The organism is Streptomyces sp. NPDC004667 (assembly GCF_040609475.1).
GTDB lineage: Bacteria > Actinomycetota > Actinomycetes > Streptomycetales > Streptomycetaceae > Streptomyces.
This window is the reverse complement of sequence record NZ_JBEXKC010000025.1, coordinates 27,012-45,572: the sequence shown is the minus strand read 5'-3', so window position 1 is coordinate 45,572 and position 18,561 is coordinate 27,012. Positions and strand designations below refer to the sequence as shown.

Annotated in this window: 12 protein-coding genes and 1 pseudogene; 5 read left to right on the top strand and 8 right to left on the bottom strand. The window is 72.1% G+C overall.

Going from position 1 to position 18,561, the window contains the following annotated elements:
• Positions 1-125: 125 nt before the first annotated feature.
• The gene (locus tag ABZW32_RS16590) at positions 126-809 is read right to left on the bottom strand and encodes an alpha/beta hydrolase (protein WP_356216247.1); all 684 of its coding nucleotides are present in this window, start codon (positions 807-809) and stop codon (positions 126-128) included.
• Between the two features lie 764 nt (positions 810-1,573).
• Here ABZW32_RS16590 and ABZW32_RS16585 point away from each other — a divergent pair.
• Positions 1,574-2,389 (top strand): hypothetical protein, encoded by an 816-nt coding sequence (locus ABZW32_RS16585; RefSeq protein WP_356216245.1) that lies wholly within the window; start codon positions 1,574-1,576, stop codon positions 2,387-2,389.
• A 41-nt stretch (positions 2,390-2,430) separates the two neighbouring features.
• Here the strand turns inward: ABZW32_RS16585 and ABZW32_RS16580 are convergent.
• The 3 genes and pseudogenes from ABZW32_RS16580 to ABZW32_RS16570 form a co-directional block, all read right to left on the bottom strand.
• Positions 2,431-2,813 (bottom strand): annotated as a pseudogene (locus tag ABZW32_RS16580) (transposase); the annotation flags it as partial.
• A gap of 186 nt (positions 2,814-2,999) precedes the next feature.
• Complete coding sequence (locus ABZW32_RS16575) at positions 3,000-5,045, bottom strand: PA14 domain-containing protein (protein ID WP_356216242.1); 2,046 nt, start codon at positions 5,043-5,045, stop codon at positions 3,000-3,002.
• Positions 5,046-5,271: 226 nt separating this feature from the next.
• On the bottom strand, positions 5,272-7,371 hold the full coding sequence (locus ABZW32_RS16570; RefSeq protein ID WP_356216239.1) for an AAA family ATPase: 2,100 nt from the start codon (positions 7,369-7,371) through the stop codon (positions 5,272-5,274).
• Positions 7,372-7,610: 239 nt separating this feature from the next.
• Here ABZW32_RS16570 and ABZW32_RS16565 point away from each other — a divergent pair, with 239 nt between their 5' ends.
• The gene (locus ABZW32_RS16565) at positions 7,611-8,093 is read left to right on the top strand and encodes a hypothetical protein (RefSeq protein ID WP_356216236.1); all 483 of its coding nucleotides are present in this window, start codon (positions 7,611-7,613) and stop codon (positions 8,091-8,093) included.
• A 72-nt stretch (positions 8,094-8,165) separates the two neighbouring features.
• Here ABZW32_RS16565 and ABZW32_RS16560 read toward each other — a convergent pair whose 3' ends face one another.
• Both ABZW32_RS16560 and ABZW32_RS16555 read right to left on the bottom strand, forming a co-directional pair.
• Positions 8,166-9,998, bottom strand: a complete 1,833-nt coding sequence (locus ABZW32_RS16560; protein ID WP_356216234.1) for a hypothetical protein — start codon at positions 9,996-9,998, stop codon at positions 8,166-8,168.
• A complete protein-coding gene (locus ABZW32_RS16555) occupies positions 9,995-11,056 on the bottom strand; it encodes a MoxR family ATPase (protein WP_356216231.1) in 1,062 nt (353 codons plus the stop codon). Before ABZW32_RS16555 ends, ABZW32_RS16560 begins: the two co-directional genes overlap by 4 nt.
• 223 nt (positions 11,057-11,279) lie before the next feature.
• Between ABZW32_RS16555 and ABZW32_RS16550 the strand changes: the two genes are divergently transcribed.
• Positions 11,280-12,236 (top strand): ACP S-malonyltransferase, encoded by a 957-nt coding sequence (locus tag ABZW32_RS16550; RefSeq protein WP_356216229.1) that lies wholly within the window; start codon positions 11,280-11,282, stop codon positions 12,234-12,236.
• Between the two features lie 195 nt (positions 12,237-12,431).
• Positions 12,432-14,057, top strand: a complete 1,626-nt coding sequence (locus tag ABZW32_RS16545; RefSeq protein WP_356216226.1) for an MFS transporter — start codon at positions 12,432-12,434, stop codon at positions 14,055-14,057.
• Positions 14,058-14,199: 142 nt separating this feature from the next.
• Here ABZW32_RS16545 and ABZW32_RS16540 read toward each other — a convergent pair whose 3' ends face one another.
• Both ABZW32_RS16540 and ABZW32_RS16535 read right to left on the bottom strand, forming a co-directional pair.
• Positions 14,200-15,615, bottom strand: a complete 1,416-nt coding sequence (locus ABZW32_RS16540; protein WP_356216223.1) for a choice-of-anchor A family protein — start codon at positions 15,613-15,615, stop codon at positions 14,200-14,202.
• 132 nt (positions 15,616-15,747) lie between these two features.
• Complete coding sequence (locus ABZW32_RS16535; protein ID WP_356216221.1) at positions 15,748-16,338, bottom strand: peptidoglycan-binding protein; 591 nt, start codon at positions 16,336-16,338, stop codon at positions 15,748-15,750.
• Between the two features lie 816 nt (positions 16,339-17,154).
• Between ABZW32_RS16535 and ABZW32_RS16530 the strand changes: the two genes are divergently transcribed.
• The gene (locus ABZW32_RS16530) at positions 17,155-18,288 is read left to right on the top strand and encodes an ROK family transcriptional regulator (protein WP_356216218.1); all 1,134 of its coding nucleotides are present in this window, start codon (positions 17,155-17,157) and stop codon (positions 18,286-18,288) included.
• Positions 18,289-18,561: the final 273 nt, after the last annotated feature.

The window sequence follows — 18,561 nt, the reverse complement described above, 5'->3', positions numbered from 1 at the left end:
CCCGGTCCTGAACACCCCGGGGACCACCGGGCCGTCCAGGCCGCACGGCGTCGGCAGCGGCGTCGGCACCGACGTCGGCTGGAGGGTCCTGCGTTGCCGATGGCGATGGTGCGGACCGTCTGGTCCTAGTCCAGGGTCTTCGCGGCGTTGCGGATGACGTCGAGTACGGCCTCGGGCTGCGAGAGCATCGGGACGTGGCTGCTGTCGAGGCTGACGCTCGTGGCCTTCATACGTTCGACGGAAGCCCGCTGCCGGTCCGGGTTCACCGTGTGGTCCTGGGTCCCCACGATGAACCAGCTCGGCTTGGCTCGCCAGGCGTTGCCGGGAACCTGCTGGTCGAAGAGGTCCGCGATCGGCGCGGTAGCGGTCGCCAGCACGAGCTTCTGTTCCTCCGGCGGCAGGTCACCGCAGAAGTGGCCGATGCCCGACTCCTTGAGGTAGATACGGTTGTCGGCCACCTGGAGGTGCTCGAAGACCGGCGAGCTCGGAAAGGCGCCCAAGTGCTGCGTCGAGGTCTCGTCGTCGTCCGGGGCGAGCGCGCAGATGTACACCAGAGCGCCCACCCGGTCGTGCACACCCGCCTTGGTGATCAGCGTTCCGCCATAGGAGTGGCCCACGAGCACGACCGGGCCGGGCACGTGGTCGATCGCGCGGGTCACGCAGGCAACGTCGCCTTCGAGCGAGTCGAGGCCGTGCTGCGAGACGAAGACCTCGCGACCCTCGGCCTGGAGTGCGGGGATGAGCTTTGCGAAGCACGAGCCATCAGCCCACAGGCCATGGGCGAACACGACGCTGGCCTTGCCTGCCATGCTTTCCTCCTTCGTCGGTACAGCGCAGTGGAGATCCGGTTCGCTGGATCTCCACTGTCCCAACCTAGGCGGGAACCACGGGTACTGCTCTCCGGCAAACGGGTGCTCCTGCCACTTCCCCGAGGCATTCACCTCCGAGTCCCAGACGTCTCGGACACGGCAGCTGCAGATCGTGATCTGTAGCGCGTCGTTGCTGGTCAGCAAGGCGGGGATGCCCGCGGCAACGGGTGCGGCCTCCGCGATCGTGATCGTCTGTGAGAACTGATCCAAACGCGGCGGCCGTGGAGGCCACGGTAGCGCGAGAGGCGGACGGCCAGGCCCCGGCTGCCACCGCCAACCCCGGCAACCACCTCGCGGACCTGCGGCAGTGCAGCCGACGCGCCGACGGCCGTACAGGCGTGGTTCAACGGCCGGCACGGTATACGGAGCTTCGGCGCCATGGTCCCGCGCTGGACCTACCGCTTCAACCTGAGGCCTTCCTCCTTGGCCGACGAGTACGACGGGCTGGCCTACGTCGCTGTCTCGTCCGGTTCCCGGCCTCTCCCAATCTCATAGACGACCCTTTGCCGGAGCAAGCTCAGACCAGTCGGCGGAAGCGGCCCAGCCGGCCCTCGCCCCAATCCCTGTCATGCGCGGCTCAGGGGCGGGCACTCAGCTTGTTCTTAAAGGTCGGACCGGGCCGGTGGCGACATGTTGCCCGGGACGCCAACCGCCCCGGGCAAATCCGATGGCACCGACAGCCTTCCGACGACAAGACTGCACCGGTGAACACCCTGCCATCGCCGCCCGACCCGCTCCTCCTACCGGCACGGGACCCGCGCGCCCACGACTTCGTTCTCGACTATGCGGACATGCACGCCCTGGTTGCCGACCTGGTGCTGCCCGGCAACGCGTCGATGTACGTCATGAGCGCGATGGAAACCTCTCGCGAGCTCCTCCGGCACTCCTACTACCGGTACGAGTTCGCCACCGTCGCCGTCACGCATTCCCTGTTCGCCCTGGAGCACGTCCTCGCCGAGCGTCTGGCCACGAAGGAACCACTCCACGTCCTCATCGAGCGGGCCACCGACGCAGAGCTCATCACGGCCGGACTCGCCGCCGAACTCGACCGCAGCCGACTGCTGCGCGACAGGCTCACACAGGGCGCCGCGTCAAGTGCCGCCCTCCACCCGCTCCGGGCCGTCGCAATGCTGCGCGCCGTCTTCGACGCCGTCGCCCTGCTCCTTCGTCCACCGTCCACGGCAGAGGCGACAGCTGCCGACGCGGACGGAGCACAGCCTGACGGCAGCCTCGCCCGGCTGTGGGAGGACCACCTGCACGCGCGGTTCCCCGACGGCTTCCGCGGCGTGGACTTCGACGGCGTGGACCTGGCCCTCCTGGACGCCGACGTCGCCGGCCTCGTGCAGAGGGAGCTGAAGGGCGGACTCGACGACAGTGGCATCGCCTGCCTCTGGGGCTGCATCGCCGACCTCGGCAAGATCGTTCCTCTGATCAACGAGGATTACTGCAGCTCCTACTTCACGAAACTTCGTACTATGGCCCAGGCCGCAGCAGCGCCCTATATACCCACCGCGAGTTGACCACTGGGGTTGAAACAGCCTTGGGGTCTCACGCGGCCTCGTTAGGGTCTGGCTCGGTCGCGGTCGATGATGGTCTCGGGGCGTCTGACGGTTTTGCCCACGTCGTAGCGTGTGGCGGGCCGCTCGCTCTTCGAGCCGAGGAGCCTGTCTGGGTCGGGCCGGGCCGGGCCGGTTCGGTTTCGGTGCACGGGCAGGGGCATGGCAAGCGAACGCGGAGGTTCCGAAACCCCCGCCGAACTCGGGCAGGACTGAGCCTGTTCGGTTTTTTGGGGCTCTCCCAGGGCCGGCGGATGTCCTCGGCGGGCGGCCGGGCAAGACGGAGCTGGGTGTGCGCGACGGTGATCAGCCACGTCCAGCGGTCCGCTGCTGCCGGAGTGCGAAGCTTGGGACGGGTCCATCCGAGCGTCTGCTTGATCATCTGGAACGCGCGCTCGGGGCATCGTTCGAGGTCAGACCATAAAGGACATGCTGAGTACTCGCTCCACACGCACGCACCATCTCGAACGTGGCCTGGAACCGCCGAGATCCCGCCCGGCCTCTCGGCCGAACGGGATCTCGTGACGGTCCCCGACCATCGCCCGCGAACCGTCGCACGTACCGGCGCTGGAGGTCAGACCAGGTTCGTGCGGATGCTCTGCCAGTTGTACAGAGCGACGGAGGAGCCGTCGGCCCGGACCGCCTCGAAGACGTAGAAGTAGGCGCTCCCCGGCTGGGCGCCGGTGTCCGAGAAGCTGCGGTCCGCGGCCGGCAACAGCCCGGTGTGGAGCGGTTCGTACGCCTTGGTGACCGGGTTCCACCTGCTGACACGGTACCCGGCGATCGGATCGCAGAGGGTGGCGACGTTGCAGTTCCACCAGAGGGTGGGCGCGTCGGGCCCGTAGGTCACGCCGGTCCAGCTCGCTCCGTTGAGGCGTCCGCCCTCGGGGACGGTCACGGTCGGCCGCAGGTCCAGCTCGGTGACGGTGGCGGTCGCCGTCCGCGGGTCGTTAGGGGACAGCTGGTTGCCCCAGCGGTCCTGGGCGATGACCGCGTAGACGCGGGTCTGCCCGTCCGGCAGGTCGGGACAGAGGATCGCCAGCGGGTCGGACTTGCCGTCCTCGCAGGTGCCGTCCCACCGGACCGTTCCGTCCGTGCGGCGGACGCCGTACAGGACGCGGTAGGCGGCGAAGTCGTCGTCGGTGGAGGCCGCCCAGGTCAGCAGCGTCCCGTCCGGACGCGCGGTGGCACGCAGTCCGGTGACCGGAGCCGGCGCCACCGTGTCCCCGGTGCGGACGGTGTGCGGGGGCGACAGGGGCGACTCGTTGCCGGCGCCGTCCACGGCGGTGACGGCGTACGTCTGGTACGTGCCGGGAGCCATGCCGTGGTCCTCGCACATGCCCTCGAGCGGGTCGTTTCCGTTGAACTCGACGACTTCGCACGTCACCTCGGTGAGGGCCGAGGTATCGAGGGTCTTGCCCGGTGAGCGGTACACGCGGAAGCGACCGCCATTGGCCCGGTCGCTGTCGAAGCCGGACATCTTCCAGTACACCCGTGTCCGGTCGGTCTGGGGGTAGGAGCTGAGCCCGGTCGGAGCCTGCGGAGGCGTCCGGTCGACGCCGTCACCGGTCACGGTGGCGGAGTACGCCGACACGCTGCCGACGCTGTCCACGGACCGTACGCGGTAGTGGCGCAGCGCGTGTACGGGAGCGGTGCCGTCCACGTACGAGGGCTGGGTCGTGGTCCCGAGCTGCGTGTAGGGGCCGGCCGGGTCCGCCGCGGCGAACACCTCGTACCGGGTGGCGCCGGTGACGGGCTGCCAGGTCAGACGCGCGACGGAGGAGTCACCGCGGACCGTGAGGCCGGCCGGGGCGGCGCCCTTGACGGCCGTGACGGACACGGCGGCACTGCCCGGGGACTCGATGCCGGTCCGGTCGACGGCCCGGACCTGGTACTGGAACTCCTGGCCGTTGGCCGGCGGCGCGTCCGTGGTGGCCGTCGTGGTCAGCGGGGAGGAGGGACCGACGAGGCCCCAGCTGCCACCGGCCGGACGGCGGTAGACGCGGTAGCCCGCGAGGTCCATCTCCGTGTTGGCCGTCCAGCGCAGGGAGGCCCTGCCACCCGGTGCGTCGTAAGAGGCGGTGAGCCCCTTGGGCGCGAGCGGCGCGACCGTGTCGATCCCGGCCCCGGTGCGCGGGGCGTAGCCGAAGCTGACGTTCGCCGCTCCCGTCCAGTTCACGTAGTCCACCCGGAGCGTGTGTCGGCCGGCCGGGACCGCGACGTTGACCGCCTTGTTCTGCGTGGCGGTCACGTTCTTCCACAGCTCGATCTTCAGCACGCCGTCCAGGTAGACGCGGATCCCGTCCTGGGCGGCGGCCGTGAACGTGAAGGGCCCGCCGGAGCCGAAGTCCCGGGCCAGGGTCCAGCGGATGCCGAAGTTGTCCTTCGGCAGCTTGGTTCCGGGCGGGCTGCCGGTGCCGTAGTTCTCGGCGATGGCCGCATCGCAGGCGGTGAGCGCCGGAGTGCCGCTGAACGCGGTGTTGGCGTAGTACTGGGCGGTCCAGTCGGGGGCGTTGCAGGTGACGGCCGCTGCTGAGGCCGGTGCCGCGGTGAGGACACCGCAGGCCGTGGCGAGCGAGGCCGATATGGCGAGGCCTCGCAGCCGGATGTGAGTGGTCACAGAGAGGAAGTGCCTTTCCAGGCCGCACGGAGAGGTACCGGGGCCGCGTTACGGACACGGGCAGGGGATGCGGGCCGGTGCGACGGGCGTGGGCCCGGAGCTCCACCGGCGGCTGGAATGGTATCCGCATGATCACCCGGAGCGGCAGGGGGTGCGCGCCGCGGATGGGCACGCCGGCACGTCCTGCCCGGCGCCGCCGCGTCCGGCGTGGACTGCGGGTGTCCGCTCAGGCGTCGAGTTCCCGGCGCCACAGTTCCTCGGTGAGCCGCCGTACCCCCGCCGCGAGGTGCCGTCGGTAGGTGGACAGGGGCAGGTTCAGCAGGTCGGCGGCGCCTTGCTGGGTGCCGACGGGCTGGAAGTGGGTGTGGTGCAGTGCGCGGTGCGCACGCCGGTCGTGCGGCGCGGCCTGGAGTTCTCCGGCGGCCTCCCGCAGTACCTCGGCGAGGGCGGCGGCCCGTTCGTCCTGGCTCGCGGTCTCCCCGGCCCGTGCGGCCACCATCCGGGAGGCGAGCAGGGGGTTCGCCCGCAAGCCGCCGACGCGGCCGAGGCTGCGAAGGGCGTCGTGGACGCCGCTCGCGAAGGATTCCGCGTCGAGGATCCGTCGTCGTCCCGGGGAGGGGGGTGCCACGGCCAGCGGGTCGGTGGCCGACTCCCGCTCGCCCAGGAGGCTCAGCCAGGCCAGCGGGGGCGTGCGACGCCAGTCGTGGACGAACACCCCGTGCGTGCGGTCGCCGATCGTGAAGTCGGCTTCCGGGAGGCGGGCGAAGTCGGTGTACGCCAGTCCGTCGGCCCAGAATCCGGGGTCGGCGAAGGGCAGCAGGGTGAGGGCGGGGCGGTTTTCACCGGCGAGGTAGTGGTGGGTCAGCTGGAGGGTGAGCAGCGTCTGGACTGCGGACACGCCCTGGTAGGCGTCCCGGTCCAGCCAGGCCCGCAGCAGCAGGGCGTACTCGCCCGCGCGCAGTTCCCCCTCGCCCCCGAGCCAGGCCACGGCGGCGGCCGCGGCCGGGTCGGCGGTCGTCACGGGGTCCGCGTACGCGTCGGGGCGCAGGGCGAGCAGGACGTAGAACCCGGCCGGGGGTTCCGCTGCCGCCTCCGCCGCGGGACCGGAATCGGCTCCCGGCCGCGCCGGGGCTGGCGTGCCGGTACGGATGGTGGCCCAGGTGGCCGCGGGGTGATCCCACCAGCGGCCGAGGAGGCGGGCCGACTCGCCGCCCTCGTGGCGTTCGGCCAGGGCCAGGAGAGCGGGGAGGTCGGCCTCCTGCGCCGGGGCGATGGCGAGCGCGTCGAGGCGGGCGTGACCGGCCGCTCCTGAGGCGACCGGTGCGAGCAGGGGCCCCACCATGGGGCTGTCGCGGTGCAGGTAGGCGAAGTCGGCCAGGACGGTGCGCTGGCGCGGCCGGTCGCCGTCGAGGAAGAGCTGCTGGTAGTAGGTTCCGGCCCGGCGGCGCAGTGTGGTCCGGCGGGCCGGATGGCGCCAGCCGAGCTCGGCATCGAGGACGGATCTGGCCAGGTCGTGGGGGTGGATGCCCCGGCCCCCGTATTCGGTGATGGACAGGGTGCACAGCCACTCGAACAGGGCGCCCGCGTCGGGGACGTCGAGGAGTACGGCGAGCAGCGGCTCGGTCGTGACGAGCACCTGGGAGTACGCCTCCAGGGCCGCGCGGTGCAGCGGGCCGGGCACGGCGTCCAGCAGGGCGGCGACGAGGGCGCTGACCACCCGGGGCGGCTGGGCCGGATCCCCGTGGCTGTGCGCCGTGTTGTGGCCGTGCACGTCGGCCATCAGGGCGAGGGCGAGGGGGTGGCCGTGGGTGAACCCGATGATCGGCACGTGCTCCGCCTCCGGAACTCCCCGCCGGGAGAGCAGTTCGGCGCTGTCCTCGGGCGCCAGGGGGCGGAGGTGAACGGTGTGCAGGAGCCCGTGCCAGGCGGGGTCGGTGCGCCAGCTCAGCGGGGGCGGCTCGCGGTCGGCCAGGACGAGTACGGCGTCGTCGGGCAGTGCGCTCAGCAGACGTTCGGCCACGGGCACGGGGTCGGGGCGGTCGATCACCACGAGGGTGCCGGGAGCCGCATGGAGCGGATCACCCGGGTCTGCTCCGGGGCCGGCCGGGGGTTGGGCGCCGTCCGCGCCCAGGTGGACGACCGGTCTGCCGGCCTGTTCGGCGATCCGGGCGAACTGATGGAGCAGGGTGGACTTGCCGATCCCGGCCGAGCCGTGCACGTGGATCACCGTGCCGTGACCGGAAGCCAGGAGCTCCCGGAAGGCCTCGACCTCCTCACGGCGTCCGACGAAGCCCCGTGCCCGGGCTTCGGCGAGGCGGTCGGCCATGGTCCGTGGTGTCCGTGCCGTCCGAGCTGTCCGTGCCGTCCGTACTGTCCTCGAAGAGCTCACGCAACGGTGATACCACCGCCCGGGGTCGAAACTGAGCCGAACGAGCCTGAATTGGGCGGAAGTTGGACGTGGATCGGTACGCCGGACGCTCAGCGGACGCGCCTACCGTGGGCCGTGCCCGAGAGGGTGGTGACAGGCCGCCGGCCGGTCACCGGAACACCAGGAGGGGAAGTCCCATGACCACGTCCACGTCCACGTTCGCGTCCACGTCCGCGACGAGGCAGGTGTCCGCATCCGGCCCGGCCGTCGGAGCCGGCCGAGGGCGGCGCCGCCGCGGCGGTCGCGTCACGGCGTACGTCTCGGCGGCGGCCGTCTGCGCCGCGGCGCTGCTGGCTGCCGCCGGCCCGGCCTCGGCCAGCCAGTTCTTCGGCGGCACGCTCCACCCGGGCGAGCAGCGCTGCGTCCAGCAGTACGCGGGCTACCAGGTCCGCGCGGACGGCAAGGCCACCGGGCAGGGGGCCAAGTTCAAGCTCCAGTACAACGGGGTCACCGTGCCCGGCACCGGTTCGCCGGGCCTGGTCACCAACTGGGCCGCCGACCTGCGCAGCTCCTGGGGCAACTTCCCGGGCGCGGGCTACTACACGGCCTGCGTGACCAACAACGGCACCGCCGACACCAACGTCCGCCTCGAACTCAAGACGGACGGCGAGGTCTTCTGACCCCCGCCGCGGGCCCGTCCGCACCGGTGGATCCGGTCCGGGCGGGCCGTGGAGCACCGTCGAGCGCGGCGGTCAGGTCAGGCGGAAGACCGGGCCCCTCGGGGTGAAGGGGAGAGAGGCGCCCTGGGGGATCAGGTAGGCGTGTTCGCGGCGGATGCGCAGGGTGTCGCACCAGCCGTCGGTGATCACCAGGAGCGGCGCCGCGGGCGGGAAGTCCTCGGCCCGCTGGAGCAGGTCGATGGCCGGCTGGAGCTCCGTGCCGCCCCGGCCGCGGACGCGGACCCGGCCCGCGATCTCGGTCGGCGGCACGTAGCCCGCGTCGTACGGCGCCGCGTCGCAGAAGACGACCCGCGCCGCCGGTACGTCGCGGGCCTCGGCGTACGAGGCGATCGCGCCCAGCGCCTTGCCGAGCAGGGCGGCGTTCATCGAACCGGAGGTGTCGAGCACCACGCCGAAGGTGCAGCGGGCGGTCTCCTCGGGCGGGAAGTACCGGCCCGCGCGCGGGATGTCCGGGGTCGAGGCCTGGCGGCGCGCCGGGCGGGCGTAGGACCGTACGGCCTCCGGCCTCGGCACGTACTCGTCGAACCAGCGGGCGAGCCGGGCGTCCCAGGGCACCGGCGGGTGGGCCAGGGCCCGGATCGCCTGGACGAGCCCGGCGGGCAGCAGGCCGCGCCCACCCTGGACGTGCAGGTCGAAGCCCTGGACGAGGCCGCGACGGTAGAACTCGTCGAGATCCGCGTACGGACGCCCCGCGCCGTGCGCGAGGGGCTCGCCCAGGATGTCCCCGGCGCCCTTGCCGCGCGGGGTGGCCAGGCGCCGCATCCGGCGCAGGTCACCGGCGATCCGGTCGTACACCTCCTCGACGGAGAGCCCGCGCAGCGCCGGGTCGTGCAGCAGCCCCTCGGGCATGCTGCCGATCCGCATCTCCACCAGCCAGTCGTTGACGACGTAGTCGGCGGCGACGTTGTGCAGGTACGGGTCGCGGCCGCCACGGCGCTCACCGTGGCGCAGGGCGGCGTGCAGCATCTCGTGGGCGAGGATGAACCGCCACTCGTCGTCCTCGAAGGTGCGCAGCGGGTTGATGTAGATCTCCCCGGCGGTGGCGCTGACGGCGGCGATCGCGATGTCCTGGGCGCGGGCCAGTTCGGCGTCGGCGACGACGGTCAGGCCGGCGGCGAGCCCGCCGAGCAGCGGGTACGAGGACACGAACCAGTTCAGGGCCCGGTCCCAGGGGCGCTGGGCGACGCGTTCGCCGGTGGCCTTGTCACGGCGGCCGCCGGCCACGTCCATGGCGGCGGAGACGCTGCGGGTCAGGGCTGCGGCGAAGGCGGTCTGCCAGTCGGGGACGGCGCTGCCGCCCCAGGCCCGCCACGTGGTCAGGACCTGGTCGGGGCCGGGCCCGGCGGTGCCGCAGTGCTCGTAAGGGGGCGGGATGCCGTCGCGGCGCCAGCGGGCGGCGAGCTCGTCCTCGTCGCCGCCGGGGTACTCGGCGGGCAGGTGGTCGGGGGCGCGGCCGACCGGGAAGGTCAGCAGGAAGCGGTTGACGACCGCGCAGCGGGCGGCGAGGTCGAAGGGGTCCGGCTGGGTGCGGTCCTCGTCCGCGGCGGCCGGGACGTGGCCGAAGCCGAGGTGGAGCAGGGCGTGGGCGATCGCCCAGGCCCACTCGCGGGGTTCGGCCCGCCGGGTGGGGTGGACGTGGACGACGCCGTTGGAGGTGACCGCGGCCAGGCCCCCGTCCGGGGACTCCGGGCAGCCGGCCTCGCGGCAGATCGTGCCGTCGAGGGCGCCGAGGGCCGGGTTCCGCTTGACCAGGGCCAGGCCCTCGGCGAAGGCCTGGGTGGCCGGGTCGGGCTTGGCGGCGGCTTTGGCGGCGGCCTTGGCCCGGCCCTTTCCGCTCCGGCTCACCGGCGGGCCTCGACCAGGCGGGGCATGTCGCGGGCGGCCTCGATCAGGAACCATCCGGGCAGCACGGGCACGCCGTCGGCGTCGTCGGCGATGACGGTCTGGGCCACCTCGACGGAGATCTCGGCGAGCTGGACGAGGAGCGACTTGAAGCGGTGGGTGTGCTGGCGCAGGGCGGGCGATACGTGTTCCTTCTGCGCCGGGAGTTCCTTGAGCAGGCGGCCCCGGAAGGCTTCCGCGAGGTAGTAGAGCAGGTCGCGGTCCTGGAGCCGGGCGGGCCAGGAGGCGTCGCCCTTCAGGATGGCCTCGATGCCGAAGGTGTGACGGACGATCTTGGCGTAGCCGCAGAACGACACGGCGTGCGCGGGGGTGAGGGTGCCGTGGGCGACCACCTTGAGGGTCTGCTCGTCCAGTTCAGCGCCGAAGGAGTGCAGGGCGTCGGAGAGCATGTGCCAGGAGCGCGGGGTGGAGAAGGGCTCCTCGGTCTTGGGCGGCTGCGACCAGAGGTGGTCGGGGCGGTCGGTGAGGTAGTCGGTGACCCACGGGTGGATGCCGTGCTCGCCCGCCCACACCAGCCAGTCCTGCGCGGACGCCCGGAGGTGGACGTGGGTGAGGCGGTTGACCAGGGCGGAGGCGATGGGCCGGGCCAGCGCGTTGTCCGTGGCGCGGTTGCCCGCGCCGATGACGATGGAGCCGGCGGGCAGTTCGTAGGAGCCGATCCGGCGGTCGAGGATCAGCGAGTAGAAGGCCTTCTGGACGTCCGGGCCGGCGGCGTTGAGCTCGTCGAGGAAGAGGCAGTACGGCTCGTCGCGGGCGATGGCCTCGGGCGGGCAGAAGACAGAGCGGCCGTCGCGGATCTGGGGTACGCCGATCAGGTCCTCGGGGGCGAGCTGCGTACCGAGGAGGCTGACGCACTCCAGGCCCAGGGAGTCGGCGAACTTCCTCACGAGCGAGGACTTCCCGATGCCGGGCGCCCCCCAGAGGAAAACGGGCCGCACGGTGGCGAGGCCGAGCAGCAGTTCGGGGATCTGGGCGGGGGTGACGGTGACGGCAGCCTGCACGGGCGGGGACGTCCTTCGGGGTGGGGCGGTGTGTGGTGCGGCCAGTGTGGTCACACCGCACACCGCCCGGCATCCGGTTTTCCCGTGGGTGGTGGCAGGACCCCCGAGGGGCCCACCCTCCGTCCGGACTTGCCCCTACCCCGTCGTCGCCCTGACGGGTTGTTGTCGGGCGTCCCACGTGTGGTTGCCGCAAGTCCGCGCTTCGAGCTGGGAGAGTGTGGCGGTGCTCGTACTCGTCGCTCCCGGCCAGGGCGCCCAGACGCCCGGCTTCCTCACCCCCTGGCTCGACCTCCCCGGCGTGGAAGACCGCCTCCGGGAGTGGTCGGCCGCCATCGACCTGGACCTGGTCCACTGCGGAACGAACGCCGACGCGGACGAAATCCGCGACACCGCCGTCGCCCAGCCACTGCTGGTCGCGGGCGCCCTGGTCTGCGCACGGCAGCTCTTTCCCTCGGCGGAGGACTTCTCCCGCCTGGTGGGTGCTGCCGCCGGCCACAGCGTCGGCGAGCTGTCGGCCGCTGCGCTGACCGGCGTGCTGTCCGAGAGGTCGGCCATGGAACTGGTGCGCGAGCGCGGCCTGGCGATGGCACGGGCCGCCTCGGTCACCGAGACCGGCATGTCCGCGCTGCTCGGCGGCGACCTGGAGGTCGTGCTCCAGCACCTCAAGAAGCTGGGCCTGACCCCGGCGAACGTCAACGGCGCGGACCAGATCGTGGCCGCGGGCACCACCGCGCAGCTGGCCGCACTGGCCGAGGACAAGCCGGAGGGCACGCGCAAGGTCGTCCCCCTGAAGGTGGCCGGGGCCTTCCACACCGTGCACATGGCTCCGGCCATGACGGCCCTGAAGTCCGCGACCGCGGCGCTGACCCCAGCCGACCCGCACACCCGCTACGTGTCCAACCAGGACGGGCGGATCGTCACCTCGGGGCCCGAGGTGCTGGCGCGGCTGGTGAGCCAGGTGGCGAACCCGGTGCGGTGGGACCTGTGCATGGAGACCTTCAAGGAACTCGGCGTCACGGCGCTCCTCGAACTGGCCCCCGGCGGGACCTTGACGGGCCTCGCCAAGAGGGCCCTGCCCGGTGTGGCGGCCCTCGCGCTGAAAAGTCCCGATGACCTCGACGCGGCCCGGGAACTGATCGCCCATCACGCCTCAGGCTCCTCCGCGAGCCCGGCCGAGTAGCCGCACCATTCACAGGGCATCGAGATCACGGTCCGCCGGCGACCGGTACGGGACAGACCACTGCCCGAGGAACCATGGCGGCGGCGGGCGGACCGCATAGGCGACGGCGGACGTGTCATCCCCATGGGACGACGTACGGCGCGGCGGACCAGCAACACCCTCACGAAGCCCGACTCAGCCCGCCCCGGAGGTTCCATGTCGCAAAGCGACGCGCCTCGCATCGACGACCCGCATGAGGCCCCGGCGCGGGCGCGGCTCGTCCTGGCGTCCCTGATCATCGTCGCCGCGGTGGCCAACCTGAACCTGTCGGTGGCCAACGTAGCGCTGCCCGCGATCGGGAAGGCCTTCGACTCCGCCCAGACCGCGCTGAACCTCATCGCCGTCGGGTACTCCCTCGGCCTGGCCGCCTCGGTGCTCTACCTGGGTGCGGTCGGCGACCGTCACGGGCGCAAACTGCTGCTGCTCCTCGGCGTCGCCCTGTCCGTCCCCGCCTGCCTGCTCGCCGCGTACGCGCCGAGCGACACCGTCCTGGTGCTGGCCCGGATCCTCGGCGGGCTCTCGGCCGGCATGGCCTACCCGACCACCCTGGCGCTGATCACCGCCCTGTGGGCGGGGCCGGGGAGGACGAAGGCGATCGCGCTGTGGTCGGCCCTGGGCGGCGGCATCTCCATGCTCGGACCGGTGATCGCGGGCGCGCTGCTCGAACGCTTCTACTGGGGGTCGGTGTTCCTGGTCACCCTGCCCCTCGCCGTGGTCGCGCTGGTCATGGCCCTGCTGTTCGTCCCCGCGCACGCGAACGAGTCGACCGAACCGGTGGACAACCTCGGCGGCATCCTGTCCGTCTTCCTGATCGCGGGCCTGGTGCTGGCGATCAACTTCGCCGCGGTACCCGGCCAGTCGGCACTGGTCATCGGCCTCGCCGTGATCGCCCTGGCCGCCGGAGCGGCGTTCTTCTGGCGCCAGCGCCGGGCTCCCAACCCCTTGTACGACCTCCACATCGCCGGACGGCGCACGTTCTGGGTCGCCGCGTGCGCGGGAATCATCGTGTACGGCGCCATGATGGGGTCGGCGTTCGTCAGCCAGCAGTACCTGCAGAACGTGCTGGAGTACGACCCCGTCGAAGCCGGCGCCGCCATCCTCCCCCTCGTCGTGATGATGGTGCTCGTGGCACCACGGTCCGCGAAGCTGGTCGAGACGCGCGGCGCCCGCATGACCCTGCTGTCCGGATACGCGTTCCTCTTCCTCGCCTTCGCCTGGATGCTGGTGTTCTGGGGCGAGCACAGCAGCTACTGGCAGATCGGATTCGCCTACGTACTCATCGGCATCGGCGCCGGCCTCGCCGGGACGCCCGCGTCCCACTCGCTGACCGGATCGGTGCCCGTGCGACGGGCCGGCATGGCCTCGGGCACCGCCGACCTGCAACGGGACCTCGGCGGGGCCGTCATGCAGTCCATCATGGGTCTGCTCCTCACCGCCGGCTACGCCTCGGCCTTCAGCGCGGCGATCGCCGCTTCGCCCCACGGCAAGAACGTGTCGGACCAGGTCCAGAGCGAGCTGACGAAGTCGTTCGCCTCCGCCGGCCAGGTGGCCCAGCAGCACCCGCAGTACGCCGACCAGATCGTTGCGGCAGCACGCCAGTCGTTCCTCCACGGCGACGACTGGGCGTACACCGTCGGCCTGGCCGCGATCGCCCTGGGTGCGCTGCTGATCTTCTTCATGTTCCCGCACCGCGACTCCGAGCGGGAACTCCTGGGGCGCTACTACGCCGAGGACTCCGCCTCCGCCGCCGCCACCGAGAGGACGGCCGGACCGGGAGCCTGAGAGGCCGGCCGGCCGGTCGCCGACGGCCTCGCGTTGGCCACCCCGGGAAGACGCCGAGCTGCTGGGTGCGGCGGCGTCCCGTGGAGGGGAGTGGGGACGCCGCCGCGGCCGGTGGGGTGGTCGGGGACGACCACCCGGTGGGTCAGCCGCGCTTGCGGCGGCTGACCAGCACGGCGGCGACGCCTATCGCGGCGAGGACGGCGGCGAGCAGGCCGTAGACGGTGACCTCGGCGCCGGTGGTGGCCAGTGATCCGTGGGGCCGGTCGGGGGACGGAGCGGGTGTGGGAGTGGCCGGGTTGGCGGGACGCGTGCCGGTCGGGGACGGGTGCGTGCGGGTGCTGGAGTCACCGGGCTTGGTCGGGCTGCCGGAAGGGGTGGTGGGTGTGGGGGGCTGCGGTGCGGGTGTGGTGGGCGTGGTGGGCGCGGGCTTGGGCGGGGTGGGGGTGCAGCCGAAGACGCTGCTGTCCCTCCACGGGTAGTTGTGGGTCTCGTTGCCGGAGCCGTGGGTGCGCAGGTTGCCGCCGATGTAGAGGCGGCCGTTGGTGCTCGCGGTGATGTCGGCGGTCGCCTTGGGCGCGAGGATCGAGCCCATGAAGTTGCCTCCGCCGCTGAGGTTGACCGCGGTGGAGTCCCGGAGGTTGTAGAGGATCCGCGACGCGGCCTCGCCGAAGTGCGCGGAGTCGTAGACGTCGACGCGGTCACCGTTGAATCCGACGGACAGGGGCGAGACGCCGACCGCCTGGCCGCCCGTCACGTTGACCACGACGGCGTCCTTGTCGGGAATCGACGTGAACAGGAAGGTCGAAGCGCCGTCGAGGTCCTTCGCCGGGATCTCGAAGACCTGCGGGCCGGCCGTGTTCGCGCCGCCGGTGAAGGTGACGGTCTGGCCCGAGCGGGCGCTCGTACCGGTGGGCTTGAGCGAGGCGAGCGAGGCCGACTCGTTGCGGAGCGTGTCACCGAACGCGTCGTAGGGGCTCAGGGCCGCGCGGGTGCCGGCGCCGGAGGAACGCGACCCGCCGTTCGTCTCCAGCGAGCCCTTCTCGGAGATGGTCCCGCCCACCTGTACGGAGCCGCCGTAGCGCGGGCCCGCCGTCAGGCCGTGGCCCACGTCGACGGTGGTCGCCTTGGCGATCTCCAGGTTGCCGCCGACCGCCAGCATCACGGAACCCGACGCGGGCAGAATGCCCGAACCCGCCCCGACCCGGCCGATGTTGAACACGCCCCCGGACGTCTTGGCGAAGGTGGCGTTCCCCCGGACGACCACAAGGCCCTCCGCTTCGGCGGTTCCGCCGTCCGCGGTGTAGTTGCCTCCCGCGTACAGGGCGACGTTGGAGTCGGTGAAGAGCGGGTACGGGCCGATCCCCGGCTCCTTGCCCGCAGCCGGGCACGACGGGGACTGTCCGGTCGCGGGGGTACGGGGGGTGAGGGGTGCGAGGGGTGCGAGGGGCGCGAGGGGCGCGGCGAAGGCGGTGCACGGGGCCGTGAGGCCGAGGATGAGGCCGAGCGCCACGGTGCCGCGTACGCGTGCGGACGTACGGACGGTGGTTGTCTGAGGCATGGCTGTGCCGTTCTGTGGTGATGGGGCAGGTGGGTCAGGTGGGACAGGTGGGGAAGTGACCGGGAAGGCCGTCAGGAGACAGCGGTCCGGCAGGTCGAGGGGTGGCGGCCGTCCGCTCGGACGCCCGCCGGGTCAGTAGTCCCAGTCGGCCCGGCGCCAGTCGTCGTCGCGGCCGCTGCGGTAGTTCCGGCCGGTCTCGGCGCGCAGGACCGCGCGGGTCAGAGGGCCGTACGCGCCGTGTTCCTGCGGGATGGCGCGGGACCTCTGGAAGCGGCTCACGGCCTCCATGACGGACGTGGTGAAGATCCCGTCGGCCGGTCCGAGGTACAGGCGCAGCTGCTGGAGGCGGCGCTGGAGGTCCTCGACCTCGGCGCCCCTGCTGCCGAGTTGGAGGACGTCCGTCTCCGGCCGCCGGGACGGCCCGGAGCTGCGGGTCGGTGACGGTTTCGGCTGCTGCGTGGTGGGTGGCACGGAGGTCCGTGCCGGACGGGGGCCGGAAGGCGCAGCCGGCTTCGTCGGGGCGGCTGTCGCCGTCGTCGCTGGTGTGGAGCCGGCAGGGGTGACGGGTGGCTCGGAGTCCGGGGTCGCGCGGGGCGGCAGAGGCGGGAGGTCGGGCATTTCGAGCGTCAGGTTGGCGGCGGGCTGGTCCGTCCCGAAGGTGAGGCCGACCGCCAGTGCGATCCCCACGGCGAGCGCGCCCGAGAGAAGCAGCGGCAGCGGCATTTCGATCCGCCCTTTGCCCTCGGGCGCCTTCGCGGCTCCTGACCGCGGTGTCTTGCGGAGCTGAGGGGTCTTCCGCGCCCCGTGGCGCGCGTGCGGCCCGGCCTCCCCAGGGATCCGCGACAGGGGCAGAGCGGCGTTGAAGAGGTCGACGTCCTGAGCGCGTGCGCCCGGACCGGTGTCGTCGGGCCGGGCGACCTTCCCGAAGACGAGGTCGTCGTGCGTGGGACGTGACTCTGGTTCAGGGGTGCTGGATGTGACTGCTGCGGTCAGGGCAGTCCTGTTACGCATTCAGATGCTCCAGACATGGAGTAGCTGTGGGTGAGGTGGCGGATCCGTGGAGCGTGAGGCTGAAGCCGAGGAGACTTTGATCGACGGTCAAGGTGACCGTCAACTGCGAACAAAATCTGGAAAATACGGACACTCACGACGTTGATTCTTAAACAATCCTTAACCGGTGACGCAGGTCACATTCCTGCGGAGTCGGGGTGCGACTCCCCAACTCGCCATCACCTCAAGGGAATTGCCGCCCGATCGGCCTCCGTCGGCGCCCCGCCCAGGCGAAGAAAAACATGACGCTGGACTTCACGTTTCTGCGAGCGGCACCCGCCGGCCCCACCGGAGGCGCCCTGGACACCAGAGCCAAAAGCTTAGAAAAGCTCCAAAAGCACACTCGACAACGCGACAGCTTCGAGCACTTGATCGACGGGCCGGGTGGGGCATATAACGGTGTCGCACGTAAACGTGCATCGTTCTTGCACATTGCCCGGCCGGACGCCTCACGGACCGGCCCCCTCCCGGAGGAGACGCCGCACCGCCATGGCGCAGGAGTTCCTTGCCGGCCCCCAGCAACTGCTGCGGACCCTCAACACCCGGGCCGTGTTCGACGCGCTCGACGCCGTCGACGCGCCGCTGAGCCGGGCCGCCCTGGCCGCGTCCACCGGGCTCTCGCGCCCCACCATCGCCCAGGCACTCGACGCACTGCGCGAGCGCGGGGCCGTACGGGAGCACGAACACACGGTCAGGGACGGCAGCCGCGGCCCCAACGCCCAGTTGTACGAGATCGATCCGGGGCTCGGATACGCCCTCGGTCTGCAGATCGGCCACACCACCCTGCGGGCCGTCGTCGTCTCCGCCTCCGGGAAGGAGTGCGGCGCCAGAGCCGTGCCACGCCCCCGCGGCAACTGCTCCGCGGCAGCGCTCGCCACATCCCTCACCGACCTCGCGGAGCAGACGCTCGACGCCTGCGGTGCCGACCGGACCCGACTCGGCCACGCCGTCCTCGGCGTCCCCGCTCTCGTCGCCACGGACCGGCGGACGATCCGCCACGGCCGCGCGCTGGGCGACGATCCGGCCGCCCTGATCGCCGAACTCACCGCACGACTGCCCGTCCCCTTCGTCCTGGAGAACGACGCCAACCTGGCTGCCCTCGCCGAGCAGCGGCACGGCGCCGGGCGGGGCCTGGACGACTTCGTGCTGCTACGCCTCGGCAGCGGCCTCGGCGCCGGCCTCGTCCTCGGCGGCCGCCTGTACCGGGGCGCGGCCGGCGGCGCGGGCGAGGCCGGCTACCTGCCGCAGCCCGGACTCGGAGTGGGGGAGCACGTCCTGCCCACCCCGGACGGCCCGCCCTCCCCGGACCTGTTCGCCCGTGCACTGGCCGGAGAACGGGCGGCACTGCTGCCCGCCATGGAGTACGCGCGCCGGCTCAGCCTGGTGATCGCTTCCGTCTGCCTGCTCCTGGAACCACAGGCCGTGGTGGTCGGCGGGCCCGTAGGCCACGCCAACCAGGCCCTGCTCGACCTGGTCGGCGACCAGTTCGCCCGCGATGCCGGTCCCCTCCATCTGCGCCTGCTCGCCTCCCCGCTGCCCCCCGACACCGCCGTGCTGCGCGGTGCGGCCGGGCTCGCGCACGAGGAACTCCGTGACCGGCTCTACGAGCAGGTGTGCGCCTGAAGGCCCTGGCCTGAAGGGACCACGACCACCCGGGCGGCGCACCCACCGTCCTCCTCTCCCTCCTTGAAACGAGAAGGACCCGCACCACTCGTGAACCTCGCAGAACGTCCCGGCCGCCCACCCGCCGAACGGCAGGACCGCCGCCGGGAACCCCTCACCCTCGACGCGGCCGCTACCGGACCCGCCGACACCGAAGGAGACCGCCCGCCACGACCGCACCACCCTCCGCCGGCGGGCCCGTACGGAGGAGACGTGCGAAGAACCACACGCCGC

Excerpts from the sequence above, each read along its gene's own strand:
- ABZW32_RS16590 (WP_356216247.1), bottom strand. The coding sequence starts at position 809 with ATGGCAGGCAAGGCCAGCGTCGTGTTCGCCCATGGCCTGTGGGCTGAT.
- ABZW32_RS16570 (WP_356216239.1), bottom strand. The coding sequence starts at position 7,371 with ATGGCCGACCGCCTCGCCGAAGCCCGGGCACGGGGCTTCGTCGGACGC.
- ABZW32_RS16565 (WP_356216236.1), top strand. The coding sequence starts at position 7,611 with ATGACCACGTCCACGTCCACGTTCGCGTCCACGTCCGCGACGAGGCAG.
- ABZW32_RS16545 (WP_356216226.1), top strand. The coding sequence starts at position 12,432 with ATGTCGCAAAGCGACGCGCCTCGCATCGACGACCCGCATGAGGCCCCG.
- ABZW32_RS16540 (WP_356216223.1), bottom strand. The coding sequence starts at position 15,615 with ATGCCTCAGACAACCACCGTCCGTACGTCCGCACGCGTACGCGGCACC.
- ABZW32_RS16535 (WP_356216221.1), bottom strand. The coding sequence starts at position 16,338 with ATGCCGCTGCCGCTGCTTCTCTCGGGCGCGCTCGCCGTGGGGATCGCA.
- ABZW32_RS16530 (WP_356216218.1), top strand. The coding sequence starts at position 17,155 with ATGGCGCAGGAGTTCCTTGCCGGCCCCCAGCAACTGCTGCGGACCCTC.